This window comes from Anaerostipes caccae L1-92, assembly GCF_014467075.1.
Lineage (GTDB): Bacteria > Bacillota > Clostridia > Lachnospirales > Lachnospiraceae > Anaerostipes > Anaerostipes caccae.
Genome location: NZ_AP023027.1, coordinates 1,624,355 through 1,648,481 on the forward strand (window position 1 = coordinate 1,624,355; position 24,127 = coordinate 1,648,481).

At 45.0% G+C, this 24,127-nt stretch carries 23 protein-coding genes; 22 read left to right on the top strand and 1 reads right to left on the bottom strand.

The window, feature by feature from the left end:
• The first annotated feature begins 3 nt into the window (after positions 1 to 3).
• From hisD to alaS, 5 genes are all read left to right on the top strand, one after another.
• Entirely contained in the window at positions 4 to 1,299 is a 1,296-nt protein-coding gene (gene hisD / locus ANCC_RS07975; protein ID WP_006567181.1) for a histidinol dehydrogenase, read from the top strand.
• Between the two features lie 14 nt (positions 1,300 to 1,313).
• A complete protein-coding gene (gene hisB / locus ANCC_RS07980) occupies positions 1,314 to 1,901 on the top strand; it encodes an imidazoleglycerol-phosphate dehydratase HisB (protein WP_006567180.1) in 588 nt (195 codons plus the stop codon).
• Complete coding sequence (hisIE, locus tag ANCC_RS07985) at positions 1,902 to 3,140, top strand: bifunctional phosphoribosyl-AMP cyclohydrolase/phosphoribosyl-ATP diphosphatase HisIE (RefSeq protein ID WP_006567179.1); 1,239 nt, start codon at positions 1,902 to 1,904, stop codon at positions 3,138 to 3,140.
• A 78-nt stretch (positions 3,141 to 3,218) separates the two neighbouring features.
• Positions 3,219 to 3,383 (top strand): hypothetical protein, encoded by a 165-nt coding sequence (locus ANCC_RS07990; protein WP_006567178.1) that lies wholly within the window; start codon positions 3,219 to 3,221, stop codon positions 3,381 to 3,383.
• Between the two features lie 128 nt (positions 3,384 to 3,511).
• Positions 3,512 to 6,151 carry an alanine--tRNA ligase gene (gene alaS, locus ANCC_RS07995; RefSeq protein WP_039946622.1) on the top strand — a complete coding sequence of 880 codons (2,640 nt, stop codon included), beginning with the start codon at positions 3,512 to 3,514 and terminating at the stop codon, positions 6,149 to 6,151.
• A gap of 143 nt (positions 6,152 to 6,294) precedes the next feature.
• On the opposite strand, the gene ANCC_RS08000 is transcribed toward alaS, so the two are convergent.
• A complete protein-coding gene (locus ANCC_RS08000) occupies positions 6,295 to 7,884 on the bottom strand; it encodes a X2-like carbohydrate binding domain-containing protein (RefSeq protein WP_233458248.1) in 1,590 nt (529 codons plus the stop codon).
• A 238-nt stretch (positions 7,885 to 8,122) separates the two neighbouring features.
• On the opposite strand from ANCC_RS08000, the gene ANCC_RS08005 reads away from it, so the two are divergent.
• The 17 genes from ANCC_RS08005 (at position 8,123) to ANCC_RS08085 (ending at position 24,005) form a co-directional block, all read left to right on the top strand.
• Positions 8,123 to 8,428 carry a hypothetical protein gene (locus ANCC_RS08005; protein ID WP_006567175.1) on the top strand — a complete coding sequence of 102 codons (306 nt, stop codon included), beginning with the start codon at positions 8,123 to 8,125 and terminating at the stop codon, positions 8,426 to 8,428.
• 151 nt (positions 8,429 to 8,579) lie between these two features.
• The gene (rpsU, locus tag ANCC_RS08010; protein ID WP_006567174.1) at positions 8,580 to 8,756 is read left to right on the top strand and encodes a 30S ribosomal protein S21; all 177 of its coding nucleotides are present in this window, start codon (positions 8,580 to 8,582) and stop codon (positions 8,754 to 8,756) included.
• A gap of 113 nt (positions 8,757 to 8,869) precedes the next feature.
• Positions 8,870 to 9,136, top strand: a complete 267-nt coding sequence (locus ANCC_RS08015) for a YabP/YqfC family sporulation protein (RefSeq protein WP_024727761.1) — start codon at positions 8,870 to 8,872, stop codon at positions 9,134 to 9,136.
• A gap of 12 nt (positions 9,137 to 9,148) precedes the next feature.
• Positions 9,149 to 10,384 (top strand): sporulation protein YqfD, encoded by a 1,236-nt coding sequence (locus ANCC_RS08020; RefSeq protein WP_024727760.1) that lies wholly within the window; start codon positions 9,149 to 9,151, stop codon positions 10,382 to 10,384.
• A 94-nt stretch (positions 10,385 to 10,478) separates the two neighbouring features.
• Positions 10,479 to 11,486: a PhoH family protein gene (locus ANCC_RS08025; protein ID WP_006567170.1), complete on the top strand. Its 1,008-nt coding sequence runs from the start codon at positions 10,479 to 10,481 to the stop codon at positions 11,484 to 11,486.
• 4 nt (positions 11,487 to 11,490) lie between these two features.
• Entirely contained in the window at positions 11,491 to 11,988 is a 498-nt protein-coding gene (gene ybeY, locus ANCC_RS08030) for an rRNA maturation RNase YbeY (protein WP_006567169.1), read from the top strand.
• Positions 11,989 to 11,996: 8 nt separating this feature from the next.
• Positions 11,997 to 13,649, top strand: a complete 1,653-nt coding sequence (locus tag ANCC_RS08035; protein WP_006567168.1) for a putative polysaccharide biosynthesis protein — start codon at positions 11,997 to 11,999, stop codon at positions 13,647 to 13,649.
• 95 nt (positions 13,650 to 13,744) lie between these two features.
• A complete protein-coding gene (locus tag ANCC_RS08040) occupies positions 13,745 to 14,284 on the top strand; it encodes a hypothetical protein (protein ID WP_006567167.1) in 540 nt (179 codons plus the stop codon).
• 64 nt (positions 14,285 to 14,348) lie between these two features.
• Positions 14,349 to 14,723: a hypothetical protein gene (locus ANCC_RS08045; protein WP_022260703.1), complete on the top strand. Its 375-nt coding sequence runs from the start codon at positions 14,349 to 14,351 to the stop codon at positions 14,721 to 14,723.
• A 59-nt stretch (positions 14,724 to 14,782) separates the two neighbouring features.
• On the top strand, positions 14,783 to 15,958 hold the full coding sequence (locus ANCC_RS08050; RefSeq protein ID WP_006567165.1) for a phosphopentomutase: 1,176 nt from the start codon (positions 14,783 to 14,785) through the stop codon (positions 15,956 to 15,958).
• Positions 15,948 to 17,171 (top strand): BaiN/RdsA family NAD(P)/FAD-dependent oxidoreductase, encoded by a 1,224-nt coding sequence (locus ANCC_RS08055; protein WP_006567164.1) that lies wholly within the window; start codon positions 15,948 to 15,950, stop codon positions 17,169 to 17,171. The genes ANCC_RS08050 and ANCC_RS08055 overlap by 11 nt, the downstream gene beginning before the upstream one ends.
• The gene (locus ANCC_RS08060; protein WP_006567163.1) at positions 17,168 to 18,763 is read left to right on the top strand and encodes an NAD(P)/FAD-dependent oxidoreductase; all 1,596 of its coding nucleotides are present in this window, start codon (positions 17,168 to 17,170) and stop codon (positions 18,761 to 18,763) included. The genes ANCC_RS08055 and ANCC_RS08060 overlap by 4 nt, the downstream gene beginning before the upstream one ends.
• Positions 18,764 to 18,835: 72 nt before the next feature.
• Positions 18,836 to 20,995 (top strand): anaerobic ribonucleoside-triphosphate reductase, encoded by a 2,160-nt coding sequence (nrdD, locus tag ANCC_RS08065; RefSeq protein ID WP_006567162.1) that lies wholly within the window; start codon positions 18,836 to 18,838, stop codon positions 20,993 to 20,995.
• A complete protein-coding gene (gene nrdG, locus ANCC_RS08070) occupies positions 20,996 to 21,493 on the top strand; it encodes an anaerobic ribonucleoside-triphosphate reductase activating protein (RefSeq protein WP_006567161.1) in 498 nt (165 codons plus the stop codon).
• A 161-nt stretch (positions 21,494 to 21,654) separates the two neighbouring features.
• Positions 21,655 to 22,509 carry a glutamate 5-kinase gene (gene proB, locus ANCC_RS08075; protein ID WP_009289782.1) on the top strand — a complete coding sequence of 285 codons (855 nt, stop codon included), beginning with the start codon at positions 21,655 to 21,657 and terminating at the stop codon, positions 22,507 to 22,509.
• Between the two features lie 21 nt (positions 22,510 to 22,530).
• A complete protein-coding gene (locus ANCC_RS08080; RefSeq protein WP_006567159.1) occupies positions 22,531 to 22,740 on the top strand; it encodes a DUF896 domain-containing protein in 210 nt (69 codons plus the stop codon).
• Between the two features lie 23 nt (positions 22,741 to 22,763).
• Positions 22,764 to 24,005 (top strand): glutamate-5-semialdehyde dehydrogenase, encoded by a 1,242-nt coding sequence (locus ANCC_RS08085; RefSeq protein ID WP_006567158.1) that lies wholly within the window; start codon positions 22,764 to 22,766, stop codon positions 24,003 to 24,005.
• Positions 24,006 to 24,127: the final 122 nt, after the last annotated feature.

Here is a 24,127-nt window from a genome sequence, read left to right on the forward strand (position 1 = left end):
GCCATGAGAATTGTAAAAGTAAATGAAGATTCCATTGCGGATATTTTAAACGACCTGCTGAAGAGAAGCCCGAATCACTACGAGGGCTATGAAGAGCAGGTCAATGCCATCGTCAATGATGTAAAAGCCAGAGGCGATGAGGCGGTGTTTGAGTACACCGAGAAGTTTGACGGGACAAAGCTTACGGCAGATACTGTGCTGGTGACGGAAGCTGAAATTGAGGAAGCTTATGAAAAGGTTGAACCAAAGCTTCTTGATGTCATAAAAAAGGCCATCGTAAATATCCGTGACTTTCATCAAAAGCAGAAGCAGAACAGCTGGTTTGACACACAAGAGAACGGCGTTTTGCTTGGACAGAAGGTGACTCCGCTTGCCAGGTGCGGAGTGTATGTGCCGGGAGGGAAGGCGGTCTATCCGTCATCTGTGCTCATGAATATTGTACCGGCCCATGTGGCAGGGGTAAAAGAAATTATCATGGTGACGCCTCCGGGCAGGGACGGCAAAGTGAATCCGAACACTTTGGTGGCAGCGAAAGAGGCAGGTGCGCAAAGAGTATATAAAGTGGGAGGTGCCCAGGCGATAGCGGCTCTGGCTTTCGGTACAGAGACAATTCCGAAGGTGGATAAGATCGTGGGACCGGGAAATATTTACGTGGCGCTGGCGAAAAAAGCAGTGTACGGCAATGTGAGCATCGACTCCATCGCGGGACCGAGCGAGATTCTCGTGCTGGCCGATGACAGCGCCAATCCCCGGTATGTGGCCGCGGACCTGTTATCCCAGGCGGAGCATGACGAGATGGCCAGTGCCATCCTGGTGACGACGAGTGAGACACTGGCCAAACAGGTTTCTGAAGAAGTTGACGGATTCCTGAAAAAGCTCTCACGAACGGAAATCATGCAAAAATCTCTTGATTCTTTTGGATATATCCTGATCGCTAAAGATTTAAAAGAGGCAGTGGACGTGGCAAATTCCATCGCCTCAGAGCATTTGGAGATCATGACGGAGAATCCCTTTGACGTTATGACAAGGATCGAGAATGCGGGAGCCATATTTATCGGACAGTACAGCTGTGAACCGCTGGGTGACTATTTTGCAGGACCGAACCATGTACTCCCGACCAACGGAACAGCCAGATTCTTCTCTCCGTTAAGTGTGGACGATTTTATCAAAAAATCCAGTGTGATCTATTATTCCAGGGAAGCTCTGGAACCGGTGCACAGAGACATTGAAACATTTGCGGAACAGGAAGAGTTGACAGCCCATGCCAATTCCATTAAAGTGAGATTTGAAAACGAATAGAGAAAGGAAGCAATATGAGTCGCAGCGCGGAAATTATTCGGAACACAAGTGAAACGAAGATTAAACTGTTTATCGATCTGGACGGCAGCGGAGCCTCTGAGGTGGACACAGGAATCGGTTTTTTCGACCACATGCTGACCAGTTTTGCAAAGCATGGATTTTTTGACCTGAACGTGAAGGTGGACGGCGACCTGCATGTGGACAGCCATCACACCATTGAAGACACGGGGATCGTCCTTGGTGAAGCGATCAAACAGGCAGCAGGAGACAAAAAGGGCATAAAAAGGTATGGTTCCTTTGTACTCCCGATGGATGAGACCCTGATTTTGTGCGGCCTGGATTTGTCAGGAAGACCTTATTTTGACACAGACCTCAGCTTTACTGCGGACAGGGTCGGCGGATTTGACACGGAGATGGTCCGGGAATTTTTCTATGCGGTATCTTACGCAAGTTCTATGAATCTGCATATCAGACAGCTCTCAGGCACCAACAACCATCATCTGATGGAAGGGGCCTTTAAGGCTTTTGCAAAGGCTTTGGATGAGGCCACCGGCATGGACCCGCGCATTACGGATGTGCTTTCTACGAAAGGGGCATTATAGATGGAACGACAGATAAAAATTATTCCCTGCATTTACGGGGGAAAGCCTGCAGAAGCGGCAAAAGCGTATGATCATTCAGGTGCGGATGCCGTCGGCTATTATGACGAGAAAATAACTGCGGAGACCGTAAAAGAGATTGCAAAGGATATTGACATCCCGCTTTATGCCGGAGGAGGCATTGAAGACCTGGAAGACGTAAAAAAGATTTTATATGCCGGAGCAGATAAGGTCTGCCTTGGGAAAACGGTCCTTGTGGATAAGGAAATCGTGAAAAAGGCCGGGGACCGGTTTGGAAAGGATCAGATTATTGTGTCCATGGATCTGGAAAGACAGGAAGATCCCGTATCCTTTGCGAAGGAAATGGCGAGGCTCGGAGCCGGACAACTGCTTTTGCTTGCAGACAAAGGATATGAAACTTTTGCATCCCTGATCAAAGAAATCAAAGAAGTATCCGGACTTCCGGTGATGGTGAGCATTTCTGACCCGAAAGAAGCTGTACGGATCTTAGAACTTGCAGGTGCTGATGATTTGGCGGTGGTATCCAGAGAAGCGTTTGGAGTCATGGAACTGAAACACGACTGCAGAACTGCGGGATTCGGCGTCAACACCTTTGAAAGTTCCATGAGTTTTGATGAATTTAAATTAAACAGTGATGGAATGCTAACGGTAGTAACTCAGGATTATAAGACCAATGAAGTGCTCATGGTTGCTTATATGACAAAGGAAGCGTTTGAAAAGACCGTCGAGACCGGGATCATGACTTATTACAGCCGCAGCAGAAAAGAACTATGGACCAAAGGAGATACCTCGGGACATTACCAGTATGTAAAGTCTCTGACCATTGACTGCGACAAAGACACGCTTTTAGCTAAGGTTGAGCAGGTGGGAAATGCCTGCCACACAGGAAGCTATTCCTGCTTTTTTACGGATCTTGTGAAGAAGGAATACAAAGATGACAACCCGATGGAAGTGTTCCAGTCCGTCTACGATGTGATTATGGACCGCAAAAAGCATCCGAAGGAAGGTTCCTATACGAATTATTTATTTGAAAAGGGAATTGATAAGATCCTTAAAAAAGTAGGGGAAGAAGCCACGGAGATCGTCATTGCGGCGAAAAATCCGGATGTGGAGGAAATGAAGTACGAGATTTCTGATTTTCTGTACCATCTGATGGTCCTGATGGCAGAGCGGGGTATGACCTGGGACGAGGTGACCAGGGAATTAATTGAAAGAAAATAATTGTCATTCGCTGTCCGATTTGATATAATTGCCACATGAGCAAACCAAAGAACCGTGGTTTGATAAAGGAGGCAGGACATGCACGCATATTTATCAGAGTTTGTCACATATCTGATCAAGTTTATTTTTTTGCTTGCCGTATCGGTAGGAGGCGTTTTTTTCGGAAAGAAGATGGCTGTCGGTAAGATTCAGAAGAAAGCGCAGCAGAAAGCAAAGAATGAGCAGAAACCGGATCAGGAATAAGATGTGTAAGATAGAATGGAAAGCCTTCTGATGCAGCAGAAGGTTTTTCTTTGCTGTAAAGGAAGCTGCCGTCATAGGCATCTGTCCGGGCAGAATAGTTTCATATTAATTTTTAGGAGGATGGAGATTTGAAATCGTATGGAGTAAATGAATTAAGGAAAATGTTCCTTGATTTTTTTGAGAGCAAGGATCATTTGGTGATGAAGAGTTTTTCTCTGGTGCCTCAGAATGATAAGAGTCTTTTGCTGATCAATGCAGGTATGGCCCCGTTAAAGCCATATTTTACAGGCCAGGAAGTGCCCCCGAAGACCAGAGTTGCGACTTGTCAGAAGTGTATCCGTACCGGAGATATCGAGAATGTCGGAAAGACAGCGCGTCACGGAACATTTTTTGAGATGCTCGGAAACTTTTCTTTCGGGGATTATTTTAAGAAGGAAGCAATCCGCTGGTCATGGGAGTTTTTGACTGAGGTTGTGGGACTTGATCCGGAACGTTTGTATCCTTCTGTCTATCTGGATGACGACGAGGCATTTGAGATCTGGGAGAAGGAAATCGGCATTGCTCCTGAGAGGATCTTCCGTTTCGGAAAAGAGGACAACTTCTGGGAGCACGGTGCAGGTCCATGCGGACCGTGTTCAGAGATTTATTATGACCGGGGAGAGAAGTACGGATGCGGAAGCCCTGATTGTACGGTGGGCTGTGAATGCGACCGCTACATGGAAGTATGGAACAATGTCTTCACACAGTTTGAAAATGACGGAAACGGCAATTACGAAGAATTAGACAATAAAAATATTGATACCGGAATGGGGCTTGAGCGTCTGGCTGTCGTAGTCCAGGAAGTGGATTCTATCTTCGATGTGGATACGATCAAAGCGATCCGTGACAGGATCTGTGAACTGGCAGGCGTGACTTATGGCGCTGATGAGAAGAATGACATTTCTATCCGAGTGATTACAGACCATATCCGGTCTGCGTCCTTTATGATTTCCGACGGTGTCATGCCGTCCAATGAAGGCCGCGGATATGTGCTGCGCCGTCTGATCCGCCGTGCGGCAAGACACGGAAGGATGCTTGGCATGAAGGATCTGTTTTTGGCCGGACTCAGTAAGACCGTGATCGCAGAGTCCAAAGACGGATATCCGGAACTGAAAGAAAAAGAAGAATTTATTTACAAGGTTCTTACAACAGAGGAAGAACAGTTCAACAGGACCATCGACCAGGGGCTTCAGATTCTTGCGGACATGGAAGAAGCCATGTCCAGAGAAGGAAAGAAGGAGCTTGCAGGCAAGGATGCCTTTAAGCTCTATGATACTTATGGGTTCCCTCTGGATCTGACAAAGGAGATTCTTGAGGAAAAGGGCATTTCCGTGGACGAAACAGGATTCCAGAGAGCCATGGAACAGCAGAGAAAGCAGGCGAGAGAGGCACGGGAGACGACCAACTACATGGGAGCTGATGCAACGGTCTATGAACAGCTGGACCCTGCCATGACCTCTGAGTTTGTCGGATATGATACATTGACCTGTGAGTCAGAGATCATTGCCATGACCACGGATCAGGAGCTGACAGACTCTTTAGTAGAAGGCCAGAGGGGAACGATCATCTGTTCCAGGACGCCGTTTTATGCCACAAGCGGAGGACAGGAAGCGGATCAGGGCGTGATCCTGAGTGAAAATTCTTCTTTTGCCGTGGAAGATGTAATCAAACTTTCCGGTGGAAAATTTGGACATGTAGGATATGTGAATGAAGGAAATTTAAGTGTCGGTGAAAAGGTTCTTTTAAATGTCAATGAGAGAAACCGCCGCCAGACAGAGAAGAACCACAGTGCCACCCATCTTCTGCAGAAAGCGCTGCGTACGGTGCTTGGAAGCCATGTGGAGCAGGCCGGTTCCAGCAACAACGCGAAGCATTTGAGATTTGACTTTACTCATTTCTCTCCGATGACACCGGAGGAGATCAAAAAGGTAGAGCATATCGTAAATGAGGAGATCGCTGCAAGCCTGCCTGTGGAGACGAAGCTGATGTCCATGGACGAGGCCAAGAATACCGGAGCCATGGCTTTGTTTGGCGAGAAATACGGAGATGAAGTGCGTGTCGTTTCTATGGGAGATTTTTCTGTGGAATTGTGTGGAGGAACCCATGTGGCTAACACGGGATCCATCACTGCATTTAAGATCCTTTCAGAGACCGGTATTGCGGCTGGTGTCCGCAGGATCGAGGCGATCACGGACAAAGCGGTCTTTGAGTATTATGAAAAGATGGAAGAAGAACTCATGGAAGCCTCAAAGGTTGTAAAATCAACGCCTGCCAAACTGATGGCACGCCTGGAAGCCCTGATGACAGAACTGAAAGAACTTCACAGCGAAAACGAGTCCCTAAAGAGCAAACTGGCAAAGGATGCTCTTGGAGACGTGATGGATCAGGTGCAGGATGTAAACGGAGTGAAACTTCTGGCAGCGAAAGTGGCGGACGTAGACATGAACGGCCTGCGGGAACTCGGCGATTCCCTGAAAGAAAAACTTGGAGAGGGCGTGATTGTACTGGCATCTTCTCTGGGCGGAAAAGTGTTCCTTGTGGCTATGGCTACCGACGGGGCACAAAAAGCCGGAGCTCATGCGGGAAATCTGATCAAAGGCATCGCAGGATGCGTCGGAGGAGGCGGAGGAGGCCGTCCGAATATGGCCCAGGCCGGAGGAAAGAAGCCGGAAGGAATCGATGATGCGATCGCTAAGGCTAAGGAAGAATTGGCCGGACAGCTGAAATAAATCAAAACGAATGAAGTACCATTTCAAACCGTGAGGAAAACGAAAGAAAAAAACCTTCAAACTGAGTTATTTTAAATTTTCTCAGTTTGAAGGCTTTTCATTTTTATGCCGCAAAAACAGGCGGTTTGAACATAAAGATTAGTTTAGTATGCTTTTACAGATTTACTCTTTGAGTATGCTCCGTATACTTTCTGGTTTGTTGAATCGTAATAATAATATCTCACCTGAACGTTGTATCGTGCGTTTTTCTTTAATCCTGTTTTTGTATATGTGTTTTTACCTAATCCTGTTGTTTTATAAGTGGCTTTTTTCATACTGCTGCTTCGGGAATAGCGGAAACGGAATCCACGTCTTGTTCCGTCTGCTTTTGTGTAAGTCTTTGATTTTGCTGTGAATCCAACACCTTTGCCGGATTTGCCTTTGACAGACAAAGCAGAGGCCCTGCCAACACTTAACTTTGAGAATTTTGCAGTGAGTGTTACATTTAATCTGTCATCCGGAACTGTAGTCACTGTTTTTCCGTTGTAGGTCCATCCGACAAACTCGTAACCTTTTCTTCCGGCTGCCTTGTAGCTTTTCTTGTTCCATCCGGGAAGTTTACTGCCGGCGGTTCTGTTTGATAATGTCGTAATGGATTTATCTTTATATCCTTTTAAAATCAGGTTTGTATTTTTTAAGGATTTTATGATATTGACTTGACAGATCGGATCACTGCCTTCATCGAAATCAAACGTTAAATGCTGTTTTCCTACGGCAAATTGATTGAAATAACTTTTGTAGATTCTTACAGACTCGTTTCCGAGAATATAATCTTTTCCGCTAGTTAAGGTTTGGGAACCGTTTTTGATGGCTTTTAAGGTGCGACCGTTACTAACGATTCCAATGACTATATCGCCTTGTTTCGATAAATCGAATGTCTGAGGAGTCTTAACAGATGCATTTACCATCGGTGTTATTTTGATGGTTCCGAGGGTGACAGCGGCTATTGCATTGTTAAAGTCATTTCCGGCAGAAGTCACGGTAATCGTGTAATCACCTTCCAGCAGTGTATTTAAGTCGGCTTGAGTAAAAGTAAAGGCTACCTCACCATTTTTAGTCGCTGTAGCTTTCTCTGTGACTTTAGCAGCATTGCTGTTGTCATTGATGGATGCGGTTAACTCAAGAGAAGCTGGATTTGTATTTGAAAAGAATGCTTTGTCAAGTTTTGCCTTGAGCTCCCCATCGGCTGTTTCAAAATTGCTTCTTGATTTTGTCAGGGAAATAGGCTTGTCAATGGTTACGGTTGGGGTTTCTTTGTTAACGGTGATAGAGCCAATCTTTGCTTCTTTAACAGAATTTGCGCTGTCAGTTGTTGATTTGGCCTTAATGTCGTAAGTACCTGCTGGTAATAGATTTAGATCTTTTTGTGTGAATCTAAAATTTACTTCGACTGAATCCGTAGTTTTTGTTTCCATGGGAATAGGCACTGATTTGATTGTTTTTTCTGCAGTTCCAATTTTATATCCGATAGTAGCCTCCACAGTTACTTTTATAGCTGGATTTGTATTTGAAAGAGATGCTTTTACATCCTTATCCTCGGGAAATTGTGAAACGATTCCTGTAATCGAAGCAGTTCCTGAAATAGTAGTAGTTGGAGATGTTGTTACATCGTCTGCACGGATTGGAGTTATGGTAAATACGGTCACCATAACCATGCATAACATTACGCTGCATAGTTGTTTTAATTTTTTCATTTGTACCTTCCTTTCTTTTAGATGAACTAGTTGTTTCATAAATCTTTATTTATAAAGATTAATAAATTTATAATTAATACTATATTAACATATATTAGAAAAAAATAGAATGAAAAGCTATTAAAATACTCATGATATTGTGATTGTATAAATAGTTGATTGAAAATTAAAAGAATGATATAATATATGAAAAGTTTGTGGAACCAATTTAACGATTCGGATATTAGGAGAATGTTATATGCTAAAGAAAAAGCAGCAGATCTATCAGGGCAGATCCGTAAAGAAATTCAATGAAATCCGGGATATCTTAGACATCTATCATGTAAAATATACATATCAGGTAAAAGACACCGTCAATGATACTGGAAGCGACTCACCGCTGTCCTTTTTAGGCCGGCAGCAGGGAATGGCACCGAGGGCTTTTACCGGAAGTGCAGGGGTAGCCGCAGAAGATTTAAAAAATTATTGTATTTACGCAGTTGAAGAAGAGGTAAAGACAAAGGTGCCCGAGCATCTTCTTAAAGAGATCTGGAATCCTCTCTAAAGTCAACTATAAAAACTCATTTTTTCCGTTGAAAAACATGATTTTAACTATTGACGAATATCCCAATTATGGTATAATAATCTAGTGCAAGAAAGTGCCCAAACAGTCATAATGCACAATATAAGGCTGGAGGGGAGGTCAGGAATTAAGAATGTCAAACGTTATCGTTAAAGAAAATGAATCTTTAGACAGCGCTCTTCGCAGATTTAAGAGAAACTGTGCCAAAGCAGGTATTCAGCAGGAAATCCGCAAAAGAGAGCATTACGAAAAACCAAGTGTTCGTCGTAAGAAAAAGTCTGAAGCGGCTCGTAAAAGAAAAGTAAAATAATAGAAGCAGGCATCGTATACTTGAGGTATACGGTGCTTTTCTTTTGCATATATTAAAACAACGATAGGATGCTTAAGTGTGCTGCTGCGCCAAAAAGCATAGTGAGGGTCTATATGAAGAAAAAGCCAAAGGAGGCATTAGCCAAAGGTTTATCCCTTCCAAGAGATGTGGTCTTTGGCGATTTTATTATTACCTTAACCGGCAATGAACAGGTGATGATTGAAAATTATAAGGGAATCCTGTCTTACGAAGAAAATCAAATCGCCGTCCAGGGAAACCACGTGGTTTTGAGGATCATAGGGACAAATCTTGTCATTCAATATTATTCCATGGAAATTATGAAGGTGACCGGCGAAATCACACGGCTGGAATACGCATAAAGGAGAATCAGGATGGTCAGATTAATACAGTATTTTTTCGGAAGTATATTTTTAGAGATATCAGGTCCTTCCGTGGAACGTTTTCTTAACCTATGTGCAAAACAAAACCTGGTGCTCTGGAATCTGAAGCCGGGTGGGAATGGATATCAGTGTTCCGTACAAAAGAGAGCCTATGAAACTGTTCTGGCACTTGCAGAAAAAACCGGGACTTCAGTCCGGATTCTGGGGAGAAAGGGGCTTCCCTTTTTTTTATTGGAGCACCGGAAACGAAAGGTGTTTTTCTTCGGCATCGGCATGGCCTTAGTCCTGATGTTTTTAATGTCCCAGTTTATCTGGGAGATCACAGTGTCGGGAAATGAACGGTATTCCAAAAGCGATATGCTGAAATATGTAAAGAGCAATTTTTATCAAATCGGGACGTATAAGAAAAAGATTGACTGCAACCTGTTAGAGGAACATATCCGGGAAGACCACGAAGGCATTGCATGGGTTTCCTGTTCCATCAACGGCACCAGATTACATATTGACATAAAGGAATCATTGGACAGGAAAACGAAACAAAATCCCAGAAAGCCATGTGATATTGTTTCCAATAAAAAGGGAACAATTACTTCTATGTCAGTAAAAAGCGGCACTCCTTTAGTCCAGGTGGGAGACAAAGTAAAAAGGGGAGATACGCTCATTTCGGGAATGATCTATTATTACAGTGACGATTATCAGGTCACCGAGACAAGCAAGATCAAAGCCGACGGGCAAATTATTCTGAGAACCAAAGAAGATTACAAGGAGACCATACCGATTGCCACTTATGAGAAAAAGTTTATATCGAAAAGTACGCGGGTGGAAAGTATACAGCTGTTAAACTGGCAGCTCAAGCTTCCGATCAAGGAGCAGAAAGGGGATTATGACGTCTTAGGTGAGAAGAAACTGCTGCACATCGGTGATCTATATTTTCCAATCGGCATCACAACAAAGAAGTTTGAAGGATACGAACCCAAAAGAAGAGTTTTGACGGAAGCACAGGCTCAGGATAAGCTGAAAAAGCGGCTCTCCGCATATGTCAATGACAAGAAGAAAAAGGGAATTAAAGTGATAAAAACCAACATTCAATATGAGAGACAGGGAAATGACTACATTGCCAAGGGGACGATTGATGTTGAGGAGCCGGTTGGAAAGATCAGAAATATAAAATCTCTGACGAAAAAACAGGTAGAAAAAATTACGCCGACAACCGCTGCTCCGCAGTAATTCTGTCTGCTGCCGTATGACAAAATGTTGAAAAGATCGGAGGCAAATGGTAAACTACTATTAATATAAGAAAATAAAATGTTGAGGAGTACCTATGAATCCAATAGAAATAGATTTGGAATTTCCTTCTGAGCATGGAGGAAATGTATTTGGACAATTTGATGTTTACATGAAGAAGATCGAAAAGACTCTTCATGTAAACTTGATTTTAAGAGACGGACAGCTGAAAGTGGTGGGCGGCGAAGAAGCTGTGAAAAAAGCGGAGTCTGTGATCGGGGAACTGCTGGAACTCTCCAGGAGAGGCAACATTATCACAGAACAGAATGTCAATTACGCTTTGTCCCTGTCCATGGAAGAAAAAAGCGGCCATCTGCTGGAACTGGATAAGGATGTGGTCTGCCACACCGTCCAGGGAAAGCCTGTGAAAGCCAAGACACTGGGACAGAAAAAATATCTGGAACAGATCTCAGAGAAGATGATCACGTTTGGAATCGGACCGGCAGGGACCGGAAAGACTTATCTGGCGATGGCCATGGCCATCACTGCATTTAAGAATGATGAAGTGAACCGCATCATCCTCACCAGGCCGGCCATAGAAGCCGGTGAGAAGCTTGGTTTTCTTCCGGGGGATCTGCAGAGCAAGGTAGATCCGTATTTAAGGCCGCTCTATGACGCTCTCTATGAGATCATGGGGGCAGATGCCTTTATGAAGAACATGGAAAAGGGTCTGATTGAGGTAGCTCCTCTGGCTTATATGAGGGGAAGGACACTGGATAATTCCTACATCGTCCTGGATGAGGCACAGAATACGACACCCGCCCAGATGAAGATGTTTTTAACCAGGATCGGTTTTGGATCAAAGGCGATCATTACCGGTGATCTGACCCAGAAAGATCTCCCGTTTGACAGTATTTCAGGCCTGGAAGAAGCAGTAAGAGTACTTGGGAAAATTCCGGATATCGGAATATGTAAGCTGACAAACAAGGACGTCGTGCGGCACCCTCTGGTACAGCAGATCGTCACGGCATATGATAAATATGAAGAAAGCAAAAACCGAAAGAAAAAAGAGAAAACTCCCCGGAAACGAATGAAAGACAGGTAAAGTTATGAGTGTTTTTTTAGAGAATGAGTATGAAGGAACAGCAGGCATAGACTGTGAAATGATTGCCGGACAAGTTGTTGAGGCTGCTGTGGATTATGTAACATGCCCTTTTGAGTGCGAAGTGAATCTCATGCTCGTGGGAAATAATGAGATCCATCGGATCAATCTGGAACAAAGGGGCATTGACCGTCCTACGGATGTCCTTTCGTTTCCGATGGTCGAGTACGAAAAGCCTGGATGTTTCGACGGACTGGAAGAAGATCCGGCAGCGTTTCACCCGGATTCAGGGGAGCTGATGCTGGGTGATATTGTGATTTCTATGGACAAGGCAAAGGAACAGGCCGAGGCTTACGGACACAGCCTGGAGAGAGAATATGCCTTTTTGATCGCCCACAGTATGCTTCATCTGTTTGGATATGACCACATGGAAGATGAAGAACGTGCGGTGATGGAAGAAAAACAGGAAGAAATACTGCAGTTCGTTCACTATACAAGAGATTAGAGGTTACTATGGGAAAGAAACAAAAGAGCAGCTTTTTAGTACAGGGAACCATATTGATTGCCGCGCAAATGCTCTGCCGCATTATTGGACTTTTGTATAGAAGACCATTATTTGCTGTTATTGGTGAGCAGGGAATGGGATACTATGGATTTGCTTATACAATTTACAGTATGGTTTTGCTGATAGCATCGTTTAGTATTCCTTTAGCTGTATCCAAGGCCATCGCATCAAGACTTGCGATGAAACAGTATAGGAATGCACAGAGAGTATTTCATGGAGCATTAATTTATGCAGCCGTAGTTGGCGGCGCAGGTTTTATCTTCACATATGTCGGAGCCCCTTATCTTGTTCCGAATGAGGGGTCTGTTTTTGCGCTCAGAACGATGTCGCCTACGATATTTTTCTCTGGGATTTTGGGCGTACTGCGCGGGTATTTTCAAGGGCACAACACGATGGTGCCAACCTCTGTATCACAAATTCTTGAACAAATCTTAAATGCAGTCGTCAGCGTTGTTATGGCATATGTTTTAGTGGCACCTTATGTGGGACATGCTACAAAAGCGGCGGCTTTTAAACTTGCAGAACATGGTGCGGCAGGAAGTGCAATAGGTACAGGAGCAGGTGTTCTGACTGGGCTGTTATTTTGCTTTATCATTTATTTGAGCTATCGTCCAAAAGTAAAATTACAGATGAAGCATGATAAAACAAAGAAGACGGAATCCTATAAAAGAATTGTTAAAATATTGATCTTTACTATAACACCGGTAATCTTCAGCACATTTATTTATAATTGCAGCGCCAGTATAGATTCAACTTTATTTGGACATTTGCTGACAAATAAAGGATTGCCGGAGACAACAGTATCTGCTTTCTACGGATTGTTTTCAAGCCAGTATAATGTATTGATTAATGTCCCGATTGCTATTGCATCTTCTTTATCAAATGCAATTGTACCTGATATTGCCGGGTCTTATGCGGTGAACGATCAGGAAGCGATTAAGAACAACATTGATACGGCGGTCAGGTTTATTTTGATGATTGCTATTCCCTGTGCAGTTGGAATTGCAGTTTTAGCTAAACCTGTCATTGGGTTATTGTTTGGACCTAAATATGCGGTTCAGGGACTCAGTCCGAGAATGCTGCAGGTAGGAGCTGTTTCTATTATCTTTTATTGTCTTTCTACTATGACAAACGGCATTCTGCAGGGTCTTGGAAAGATGAGGGTCCCGGTGAAACATTCAGCAATTTCAGTTGTTGCTAACGTAGCAGTTTTAGTGATTTTGATACAAACCACAAATGCGAATGTCTATGCAATCGTTTTAGCAACTGTGGCTTTTTCCGTTGTCATGAGTGTACTAAATGCCCGAGCGCTTACAAAATTCACTGGATACAGACAGGACTTAAAAAAGTCAGTTTTAAAGCCTATGTTGAGTGCAGGAGTTATGGGGATTGTTATATTTATTATTTCCTGGGCATTTGAGCAGTTTATTTCAGGGTCCAGTATTGGGTATGCGGCTTGTCTGGCTGTGTCAGTGCCTGTTGGTATGATTATTTACTTTGTATTTGTAATTAAATTTCAAACATTTTCAGAGGAAGAATTAAAGCAAATGCCAAAGGGACACGCTATTTTGAAATTAGCACAAAAATTAAAATTACTCTAAATTCATAATTTATAATAGAATGAAGTAATAAAAGAAAACAGCCTACATTCAATATCCATTTTCTGTTATAATAGAAGAAAAAGTGGAGGACAGGCATGAATCAGATACTAGAGCAGATACAAAAGGAAAAGAAACTGGTCAGTTTATATGGCCATATGGGCGGTGAGCAGACAGTCCTGACAGGATATATACTGTACATGACGGAAGAGGAACTGCTGATGGCGAAGATTTCATCGAGGGGAGAGTACGACGGTTTTGTGCTGCAGCGGCCCAAGTGTTTTTTCAGGGCAGAGACGGACGGCAGCAGAGAACGGAGGATGGGCACCCTTTATCTACATAAGAAAAAAAGCCATGGAAGAATTTATAAATTAGACCAGCAGACTTGTATGGATGCTCTGCTCCGGTATGCAAAGGAGCAGGGACTGCTGATGAATTTTAACATGGATGAGGACGGGAAATATTCTATTCTCGGTTTCATTCAGGATTTCAGCAAAAACTTCATTAAAATACAGAAGATTGATCAGGATGGATTTGAGGATGGATTTGTATATCTGGATGTTCAGAAAATTGTTTCATGCCGGTGTGACACGGCGGGAGAACAGGATATTCTTCTGCTGAACCGTGTAAATTGCTGAATTTCATATTTTTTTGAATAGAACGGCTGATTTTGGGAACGCTTATGGAAAAGGAGTGTTTCGTATGAACAAAATCAACCGTTTTTTATTAATATATATGGTCGTGATCACAACCCTCTGCGGGTATATGTGTTATGTGGCGTTTTATCAGAAGGATACCAGCCAGGACAAGCTGGTCCATCAGGTACAGTCCACAATCATCAAAGAACAGACGACAAAAGAGCAGGCAGAAACTACGAAAAAGAAAAAGACAACCTACGGGCTCGCCCTGCGCGACGGCAGTCTGGTGATCCTGAACAATCAGACAAAAGAAATTTTTGAATATACAGATTTGACAAAAAATGATCTGCCGGATGAAGTCCACCAGATGCTGAAAGAAAAAAAGAAATTTCATTCCGTGGAAGAAGTGTATCATTTTCTTGAGTCCTACAGCAGTTAGCACTATAATCTAAAGAGAAGATAAATTCTGAACAAGCAAGATAGATTGAGGTGACCGGAATGAAAAGAGTTTTTTTGATCGTGCTGGACAGCTTTGGCATCGGGGAAGCGCCCGATGCCAAAGATTTCGGGGATGAGGGAAGCAACACACTGCTGGCAGTGTCCAAAAGTCTGTATTTTGACCTGCCGAATCTGGAGAAACTGGGCTTATTTGCTGTCGACGGCGCAGAGATCGACGGTGACAGGCAGAGCACTGTGCCGATTGGCACCTATGGACGAATGACGGAGCAGTCGAAAGGAAAAGATACGACCATCGGACATTGGGAGATTGCGGGAATCATATCTGAAAAACCGCTGCCGGTGTATCCGAAAGGATTTCCGGAAGAAGTCACTGCGGTTTTTGAACAGGAAACAGGCAGAAAGATCCTCTGCAACCGGCCGTATTCCGGTACGGAGGTTATCAGAGATTACGGAGATGAACACGTGAAAACCGGAGCGCTCATTGTCTATACATCGGCGGACAGTGTATTCCAGATCGCAGCCCATGAAGATGTGGTGCCGCCGGAAGAGCTGTACCGATACTGTAAAATAGCAAGGAAGATCCTGACGGGAAAGCACGGTGTGGGAAGGGTTATTGCACGTCCGTTTATCGGAGAGAGCGGCCATTATACGAGGACGTCCAACCGACATGATTTTTCCATAGAACCGCCGAAAGTGACGATGCTGGATCAGCTGAAAGAAAAGGGATTTGATGTGATCGGCATTGGAAAGATCCACGATATTTTTGCCGGTAAAGGACTGACGGAGTTTTCATTTACCAAAAACAACGAGGATGGCATCGAGCAGACGAAAGAGTGGATGAAGAAGAGGTTTGAAGGATTATGTTTCGTAAATCTCGTAGACTTTGACATGCTGTACGGGCACCGAAATGATGTGGACGGATATGCCAAAGCCCTCAGTTATTTTGACAAACAGCTGCCGAAGCTTCTGGGGCTGATGCGGGAAGGGGATATCCTGATGATCACGGCAGACCACGGATGTGATCCGTCGACTCCTTCTACGGATCATTCCAGAGAATATACGCCGTTTCTTATGTATCAATACGGGCAGGCAAAAGGTGTCAATTTAAAAACAAGAAAAACATTTGCAGATATCGGGAGCACTGTGTTAGACTATTTTGGTATAGAATCAAAAATAGACGGAACCAGTGTTTTGGAGGATATAGATGAAGTATGATGTAATCATCGCAGGAGGCGGGGCATCCGGTATGACGGCGGCTATCACAGCGGCGCGCAGAGGATGCTCCGTCCTTGTGCTGGAAAGGATGGACAGGCCGGGAAAAAAGATCCTTGCCACAGGCAACGGACGGTGCAATTTGACAAACAGTTATTTAGATCAGGACTGCTACCGGGGAGAAAAACCGGGATTTCCATACTCCATGCTGGAGGTGTTTGGGGCCGCAGAGACCCTGGACTTTTTCCAGTCCATGGGAATGCTGACCACCGATTTGGGAGGATACTATTATCCTGCGTCCATGCAGGCTTCCACGGTGGTTGATACACTGACTGGGAAAATGCGGCAGCTCGGCGTACATATAAAGACGGGAACGGAAGTTAAAAAAATACAGAAGATAAAGGATACATTTCATGTGACATGCGGCACAGAGAAATATCAGGGCAGAAATGTCATCCTGGCAGCCGGGGGAATGGCCCAGGAAAAACTGGGCAGCAACGGCAGCGGATATGCACTGGCAAAAGCTGTGGGGCACACCGTGACGGATGTATTTCCGGCTTTGGTGGCTCTGGAATCGGAGGAGAAATTCTTTCAGCATTTGGCCGGTGTCCGCAATGTTTCTGCGCTTTCGGTCTACGTAAACGGACAGAAGACAGCGGAACAAACAGGAGAAGTCCAGTTTGCCAAGTATGGGATATCCGGAATTCCGGTGTTTCAGGTCAGCCGGTATGCCATCGACGCTCTGAGGAAGAAAAAAAAGGTGGAAGTGATCTTAAACCTCATGCCGGAGCAGTTCACGTTGAAGGAATTAATGGACTATTTCAGAAAAGTCGGATATTACAAGACAGCGGAAGAATTTCTCCAGGGCTTCCTGAATAAAAAACTGGCATTTACGGTGCTGAGCCGTTTGAAAATCCGGCCGGAGAAGAGTGCAGCGGACCTTACACAGAAAGAACTGAGGCAGATCCGTTCCATGATACAGAAGTTTCCGGTCCCGGTTTCGGGTTATAAAGGATTTGATATGGCACAGGTGACGGCAGGCGGCGTTTCCGTCAGGGAAGTCATCGAGGGCACACTGGAATCGAAGATTCACCGGGGTCTGTACTTTGCCGGGGAATTACTGGATGTAGACGGCACCTGCGGCGGCTATAATCTTCAGTGGGCTTTTACATCAGGATATATTGCGGGAAATCAGATAGAGGCGGAGAATCAATGATCAGAATCAGTCAGATAAAACTTCCGGCGGAACATACGAAAGTCCAGCTGGAACAGAAAATAAAAAAAGCGGTGCATCACGCAACGTTAAAAAACTATCAGATCTTTAAGAGGTCTCTGGATGCCAGAAAAAAAGATCAGATCAGCTATGTATATACAATCGATGCAGAAGTAGAGAAAGAGTCCGAATTTCTCAAAAGAAACAAGAATCCCAGGATAACAAAAGCCGAAAGAAAAGAATACCGGATACCTAAATGCAGGAAAGAGATCCCGGTCCGCCCTGTGGTGATCGGCATGGGCCCGGCCGGCCTTTTTGCAGCTCTGATTTTGGCAAAGGCCGGGCTGAAACCGGTTCTTCTGGAACGGGGAAAACCTGTAGAAGAGAGAAGGAAGGACGTAGAAGCTTTCTGGGAAAACGGGGATCTCAACCCTGAGTCAAACGTACAGTTCGGAGAAGGAGGAGCCGGGACTTTTTCCGACGGAAAGCTCAATACAGCAGTGAAGGACAAATACGGGCGGAACCGGTTTGTGCTGGAAACCTTTGTGCAGTATGGGGCACCGGAAGAAATCTTATATGACGGAAAACCGCATATCGGGACAGATCTGCTCTGCATGGTTGTGGCAAATATGAGAAATGCTATACAGCAAGCAGGAGGAACGATCCGGTTCGAAAACAAGGTAACAGATTTGGTAATAAGAAGAGGAAGACTGACGGCGCTTGTGATCAATGGAACAGAGACACTTCCGTGCGATACTGCAGTGCTGGCAGTGGGACACAGTGCCAGAGATACCTTTGAAATGCTGTATAAAAGAAAGCTTCATATGACGCCGAAAGCTTTTGCCGTCGGGGTAAGGGTTGAGCATCCGAGGCAGAAGATCGACGAATCCCAGTATGGAAAAGGGGCGGCGGATAAAAAACTGCCCACGGCTTCCTATAAACTTACTTACAGAGCTTCATGCGGCAGGAGCGTCTATTCTTTTTGTATGTGCCCCGGAGGATTTGTGGTGAATGCGTCTTCAGAAAAAGGAAGGCTGACAGTCAATGGAATGAGCAATCACGACCGTATGGCGAGAAATTCAAACAGTGCGGTCATCGCCAGTGTGACGCCGGAGGATTTTGGATCAGAACATCCGCTGGCCGGCATCGAATTCCAGAGAAAGTGGGAGGAGAAAGCTTATCTGGCCGGAAACGGAGCCATACCCGTTCAGACGTTTTCAGATTTTAAGGAAGATAAAAAGACTGATAAATTCGGAAAGATCCTTCCTAATACAAAAGGGAAAACAGCATTTGCAAATATAAGGGAATGTCTGCCGGACGAGGTTTCAGAGGCAATCATTGAGGGAATGGATGCTTTTGAGAAAAAAATCAAAGGATTTTCTGATGGCGATACAGTCCTGAGCGGAATAGAGGCGAGAACCTCATCCCCTCTCCGGATGGAAAGGGATGAGTCATTTCAGGGCAGTATATCCGGGATCTATCCATGCGGGGAAGGCGCAGGATATGCCGGAGGCATCACGTCTGCGGCTATGGACGGCATTAAAACGGCGGAACAATTAATCGAAAATATGGATAAAAAATACAACATATTGTGATGTTTAACATCTGGACACACAATATATATTGGTTTATAATAAAGGACAGAATAATTGAAAGGGTGAAGATAAATGAAAGTGATTAAGAGAAATGGCAGTAAAGTAGATTTTGATCCGTCTAAAATTGAACTTGCCATCTTAAAAGCCATGAGGTACGGAAGCGGGGTTGTGGATGAAAAATGCGCAAAAGATATTTCCTTTGAGATCCATGAGGAACATCAGGGAGACGAGGATATCAGCATTTACCGGATCGAAGACCAGGTATTTGAAAAGCTCATTCAAAAAGACCAGATTCTGACGGCCAAGGCCTATGAGGGATACCGGAAGGTCAGAGAGTTCCAGAGAGAGACAAATACCATTGACAATGAAGTATTCGGCATCGTGACCGGAGAGAACCAGGAAGCTTTGGATGAAAACTCCAACAAAGATCCGAATATACTGGCAACCCAGAGGGATCTGATCGCGGGAGAATTTTCCAGAGACTACTGCAGGAGGATGATGCTTCCGCCTAAAATTGTTCAGGCACACGATGACGGCATCATTCATTTTCATGATATGGACTACTATATCCAGCAGATGCACAACTGCGATTTGGTGGATTTAAAGGATATGTTTAAAAATGGAACGGTGATAAACGGCAAACTGATCGAGACTCCCAAGTCCCTCCAGACGGCTTGTACGGTTGCGACCCAGATCGTGCAGCAGGTGGCAAACGGTCAGTATGGAGGCCAGACCATTTCGCTTTCCCATTTGGCGCCCTTTGTAAGAGTGAGTTTAAATAAACATAAAGAAAAGGTGAAAAAGGAAGGGGAGATGATCGGAAAAGCGTATACGGAACGGGAAGTAGAACTGATCGCCGAAGACCGTCTTCACGATGAGATCGTTTCCGGCATCCAGACGATCCAGTATCAGATCAATACCTTTTCAACAACCAACGGACAGGCTCCGTTTTTGTCTGTCTTCATGTACATCAGCGAAGAACCGGAATATGAAAAAGAAACGGCGATGCTGATCGAAGAAATGTTAAGGCAGCGGTATGAGGGAATGAAAAATCCGGTGGGAGCCTATGTGACACCCGCATTTCCAAAGCTTTTGTATGTTTTGGATGAAAACAACGTGCCGAAAGACAGCAGGTACCGCTATCTGACGGATCTGGCGGTCAAATGTGTGGCAAAACGCATGATGCCCGATTTTATTTCGGCAAAGATTATGAAGAAGAACTACAAAGGGGAAGTGTTCCCTTGCATGGGATGCCGAAGCTTTCTGGCCCCATGGAAAGATGAAGAAGGCAATTATAAATGGTACGGCAGATTTAACCAGGGAGTCGTGACGATTAACCTGGCCGATGTGGGATTGTCCGCGGAGCAGGATATGGAGAAATTCTGGAATATCCTCGACGAACGCCTGAGTCTGTGCCGGGAAGCGCTGATGCTGCGGCACGAGAGCCTGAAAGGCACTTTGTCAGATGTGAGTCCCATTCACTGGCAGTTCGGAGCTATCGCAAGGCTGAAGCCGGGCGAGACCATTGACAAGCTATTGGAAGGCGGCTATTCTACACTTTCCCTCGGATACATCGGTTTGTACGAGTGCGTTCTTTCCCTTCTCGGAAAAAGCCATACGACAGAGGATGGGGACGAACTGGCTGTCAGGATCATGGAGCGCCTCCGGGGAGCATGTGACCGGTGGAAAGCAGAGTCCGGACTCGGATTCAGCGTGTACGGAACTCCGGCAGAGTCTACGACTTATACATTTGCGAGAAGCTTAAAGAAACGGTTTGGTGTTGTGGAAGGAATCACGGATAAAGATTACATTACAAATTCTTACCATGTAAACGTGACAGAACCGATCGATGCTTTTGAAAAACTTGGATTTGAAGCGAAATTCCAGAGCATTTCTTCCGGCGGGGCCATCAGTTACGTGGAGGTGACGAACCTGAATCAGAATCCGGAAGCGCTGTCTGCTCTGATCGACTATATGTACGATACGATTCAGTACGCCGAGATCAATACAAAGTCAGACTACTGTCAGGAATGCGGATTTGACGGGGAAATTCTTCTGGATGAGAACTACGAGTGGTACTGCCCAAACTGCGGCAACAGAAGCCACAAGACTTTAAACGTATGCCGCAGGACCTGCGGATATCTGGGAGATAATTTCTGGAACAAGGGGCGTACCCAGGAGATCGGAGAACGGTTTGTCCACTTGGATAATCAGGTGCAAGAGGTGAACTAAATGCGGTACGCACAGATCAGAAAGACCGACATTTCAAACGGGACCGGCATCAGGACCTCCCTGTTTGTCCAGGGGTGCACGAGGAAGTGTAAGGGCTGTTTTAATCCGGAGACATGGGATTTTGAAGGCGGCCATGAATGGAATGAACAGGCGGAAGAAGAATTCTTAACACTGACCGCAGGAGAGCATATAGCCGGGGCAACGATTCTCGGAGGAGAGCCCATGGAACCTGAAAACCGGCGTCCGGTCAGGGAACTGCTGAGGAAGCTCAAAGAGCGCTGTCCGGAAAAAAATATCTGGATGTATTCTTCTTATCTGTTTGAAGAGATCATGGAGTTTGATCCTAAGGTACTTCAATATCTGGATGTTTTAGTGGACGGACCTTTTGTGGAAGAAAAAAAGGATTTAAATTTAAGATTCCGGGGAAGCAGTAATCAAAGAATCATCGACGTGAAAGCATCACTGGAAAGCAAAACGGTAATCCTTCTTGAGGTTTAAGGATAAACCCAGAAGAATTCTGATTTCATCAGATTCTTCTGGGTTTTTAACGATGTCGATTTTTCGGTGATAATGCATTGATTTTTTTTGAGAAAGAGGCTACAATAATCATAAACTGCGCTGACCGGGGATCAGCGGGAATAGGACAGGACTTCAGCATTATGGAAAACAGAGAAAAACTAAAAGATAAGAAGCGGATCGTAGTAAAAGTAGGGACTTCTTCCCTAATCCATCCGAAGACAGGACAGCTAAATTTATTCCGGCTTGAAAAGCTGGTCCGTGTCCTGACAGACATTCACAACAGCGGAAAAGATGTGATCTTAGTATCGTCCGGAGCCATCGGGGTCGGGTTTAAAGCACTGGGACTCAAGGAACGCCCGGAATCCCTGCCGATGAAGCAGGCCTGCTCTGCCGTGGGGCAGGGACAGCTGATGATGATCTATCAAAAGCTGTTTGCAGAGTACAATCAGGGTTCAGCCCAGATCCTTATCACAAAAGAGACGATGCTGAACGATATGCGCAGGTTCAATGCGAGAAATACATTTAACCAGCTGCTGAGTCTGGGCATTATTCCTATCGTGAACGAAAACGACACCGTCTCCACGGAAGAGATTGAGTTCGGAGACAATGACACTTTATCTGCGGTGGTCACTGCGGTAGTAGAAGGGGATCTTTTGATCCTTCTTACAGATATCGACGGATTATATACAGACGACCCGCATAGAAATAAAAGAGCAAAACTTATTTCAGAAGTACCCGTGATCACGGAAGAGATCGAAAATATGGCAAAAGGAGCTGTGACGAAGGTAGGAACCGGAGGCATGGCCACAAAGATCGCGGCTGCAAACATCGTAACAGACTGCGGGGCCGATATGGTCATAGCAAACAGCAGAGATTTAAATGATTTAAACAGGATTATAGGGGGCAGGGAGATCGGAACGCTTTTCTTGGCCCATAAAAGAGAACATTTTAATTTTCGGAAATATCTTACGGAATGTCCGTATTTAAACTCATAATTCAGACTGGAAAGGAATAGTATGAACGAAGACAAGATCAGAAGAATCAATGAATTATATCATCTGGAAAAGTCCGTCGGGCTTTCAGAGAAGGAAAAGAAGGAGCAGAAGAAGCTTCGAGAAGAATATATACAGTCTGTCCGGGCAAATCTGCGCGGCCAGCTGAATCATATCAGCATAAAGAATGAGGACGGAAGCGTGACTCCGCTGAAGCCAAAGGGAAAGCATTGAGATAAAATAGCAGGGAGGTTGTTATGTTAGAACAATTAGGAAGACAGGCAAAAGAAGCGTCGGTCGTTCTGGCGCAGGCATCCATGAATGACAAAAACGAGCTGCTCAGGGAAGCGGCAGACCAGCTTGTGACAAATCAGAATTATATTCTTTCGGAGAATGTGAAAGACGTGAAAGCTGCCATGGAGCGCGGGATGTCAGAGGCACTGGTGGACCGGCTGACTCTGACGGTAGACAGGATCGAAGGCATGGCAGAAGGACTCAGACAGGTGGCGGATCTGGAAGATCCCATTGGGGCAGTCACTGAGATGAAGCCCAATAAAAGCGGACTGCTGATCGGAAAGAAAGTCGTTCCTCTGGGTGTTGTAGGAATCATCTATGAATCCCGGCCCAATGTTACTGCGGATGCGTTTGCTCTCTGCTTTAAAACAGGAAACGCCTGTCTGCTCCGCGGCGGAAGCGATGCCATTCACTCCAATCTCGCGATTGCGAAAGTTCTCCAGGAATCTTTAGACAAGAAAAAGATGCCGGTATTCAGCATCCAGCTCCTGGAAGATACCAGCCGTGAAACTGCCACAAAGATGATGCAGATGACGGAATATATTGATGTCCTTATTCCAAGAGGAGGAGCCGGACTGATCCGGAGCGTCGTGAAAAACAGCACAGTTCCCGTGATTGAGACGGGAACCGGAAACTGCCACACTTACATCGATCAGTATGCAGATCCAAAAATGGCTGTCGACATCGTGGTCAACGCAAAGACTCAAAGGCTCGGAACCTGCAATACATGTGAGTCTCTGGTCATACATAAAGATGTTGTACAGACCCATCTTCCGGCCATCGTAGAGGCTCTGCTCCAAAAGGGAGTGCAGGTCAGAGGAGACGAGAGAGTCATGGCAGTCAGTGACCGGGTGATGAAAGCGGCGGAAGAAGACTGGGGCACGGAATATCTGGATGCTGTTATCTCGATAAAGGTTGTGGACAGCTTTGATGAGGCGGTAGAACATATCAACCGCTACAACACAAAACATTCCGAGGCGATCATCACAGATTCCTATTCTCATGCCCAGGAGTTTCTGGAGAAGATCGACGCGGCTGCGGTCTATGTGAATGCTTCCACGAGGTTCACAGACGGATTCGAGTTCGGCTTTGGTGCAGAGATCGGAATCAGCACTCAAAAGATTCACGCAAGGGGACCTATGGGACTCGATGCACTGACGACTACCAAATTTATTATTTATGGCAATGGACAGATCAGGCATTAGATAAAACTTCAAAGAGGGAGTTCTCAGGATCGGGGACTCCTTTTAGATTGACAATTAATTCACATATAGAACCCGGCATTGTTTCTTTTTCTGTGCAAAAAGTTGAATAAAGTGAAAGAATG

Excerpts from the sequence above, each read along its gene's own strand:
- ybeY (WP_006567169.1), top strand. The coding sequence starts at position 11,491 with ATGAGTGTTTTTTTAGAGAATGAGTATGAAGGAACAGCAGGCATAGAC.
- hisIE (WP_006567179.1), top strand. The coding sequence starts at position 1,902 with ATGGAACGACAGATAAAAATTATTCCCTGCATTTACGGGGGAAAGCCT.
- ANCC_RS08055 (WP_006567164.1), top strand. The coding sequence starts at position 15,948 with ATGAAGTATGATGTAATCATCGCAGGAGGCGGGGCATCCGGTATGACG.
- ANCC_RS08050 (WP_006567165.1), top strand. The coding sequence starts at position 14,783 with ATGAAAAGAGTTTTTTTGATCGTGCTGGACAGCTTTGGCATCGGGGAA.
- proB (WP_009289782.1), top strand. The coding sequence starts at position 21,655 with ATGGAAAACAGAGAAAAACTAAAAGATAAGAAGCGGATCGTAGTAAAA.
- ANCC_RS08080 (WP_006567159.1), top strand. The coding sequence starts at position 22,531 with ATGAACGAAGACAAGATCAGAAGAATCAATGAATTATATCATCTGGAA.
- rpsU (WP_006567174.1), top strand. The coding sequence starts at position 8,580 with ATGTCAAACGTTATCGTTAAAGAAAATGAATCTTTAGACAGCGCTCTT.
- ANCC_RS08000 (WP_233458248.1), bottom strand. The coding sequence starts at position 7,884 with ATGAAAAAATTAAAACAACTATGCAGCGTAATGTTATGCATGGTTATG.
- ANCC_RS08005 (WP_006567175.1), top strand. The coding sequence starts at position 8,123 with ATGCTAAAGAAAAAGCAGCAGATCTATCAGGGCAGATCCGTAAAGAAA.
- ANCC_RS08085 (WP_006567158.1), top strand. The coding sequence starts at position 22,764 with ATGTTAGAACAATTAGGAAGACAGGCAAAAGAAGCGTCGGTCGTTCTG.
- ANCC_RS08045 (WP_022260703.1), top strand. The coding sequence starts at position 14,349 with ATGAACAAAATCAACCGTTTTTTATTAATATATATGGTCGTGATCACA.
- ANCC_RS08060 (WP_006567163.1), top strand. The coding sequence starts at position 17,168 with ATGATCAGAATCAGTCAGATAAAACTTCCGGCGGAACATACGAAAGTC.
- ANCC_RS08025 (WP_006567170.1), top strand. The coding sequence starts at position 10,479 with ATGAATCCAATAGAAATAGATTTGGAATTTCCTTCTGAGCATGGAGGA.
- ANCC_RS07990 (WP_006567178.1), top strand. The coding sequence starts at position 3,219 with ATGCACGCATATTTATCAGAGTTTGTCACATATCTGATCAAGTTTATT.
- ANCC_RS08020 (WP_024727760.1), top strand. The coding sequence starts at position 9,149 with ATGGTCAGATTAATACAGTATTTTTTCGGAAGTATATTTTTAGAGATA.
- nrdD (WP_006567162.1), top strand. The coding sequence starts at position 18,836 with ATGAAAGTGATTAAGAGAAATGGCAGTAAAGTAGATTTTGATCCGTCT.
- ANCC_RS08015 (WP_024727761.1), top strand. The coding sequence starts at position 8,870 with ATGAAGAAAAAGCCAAAGGAGGCATTAGCCAAAGGTTTATCCCTTCCA.
- hisD (WP_006567181.1), top strand. The coding sequence starts at position 4 with ATGAGAATTGTAAAAGTAAATGAAGATTCCATTGCGGATATTTTAAAC.
- hisB (WP_006567180.1), top strand. The coding sequence starts at position 1,314 with ATGAGTCGCAGCGCGGAAATTATTCGGAACACAAGTGAAACGAAGATT.
- nrdG (WP_006567161.1), top strand. The coding sequence starts at position 20,996 with ATGCGGTACGCACAGATCAGAAAGACCGACATTTCAAACGGGACCGGC.
- ANCC_RS08040 (WP_006567167.1), top strand. The coding sequence starts at position 13,745 with ATGAATCAGATACTAGAGCAGATACAAAAGGAAAAGAAACTGGTCAGT.
- ANCC_RS08035 (WP_006567168.1), top strand. The coding sequence starts at position 11,997 with ATGGGAAAGAAACAAAAGAGCAGCTTTTTAGTACAGGGAACCATATTG.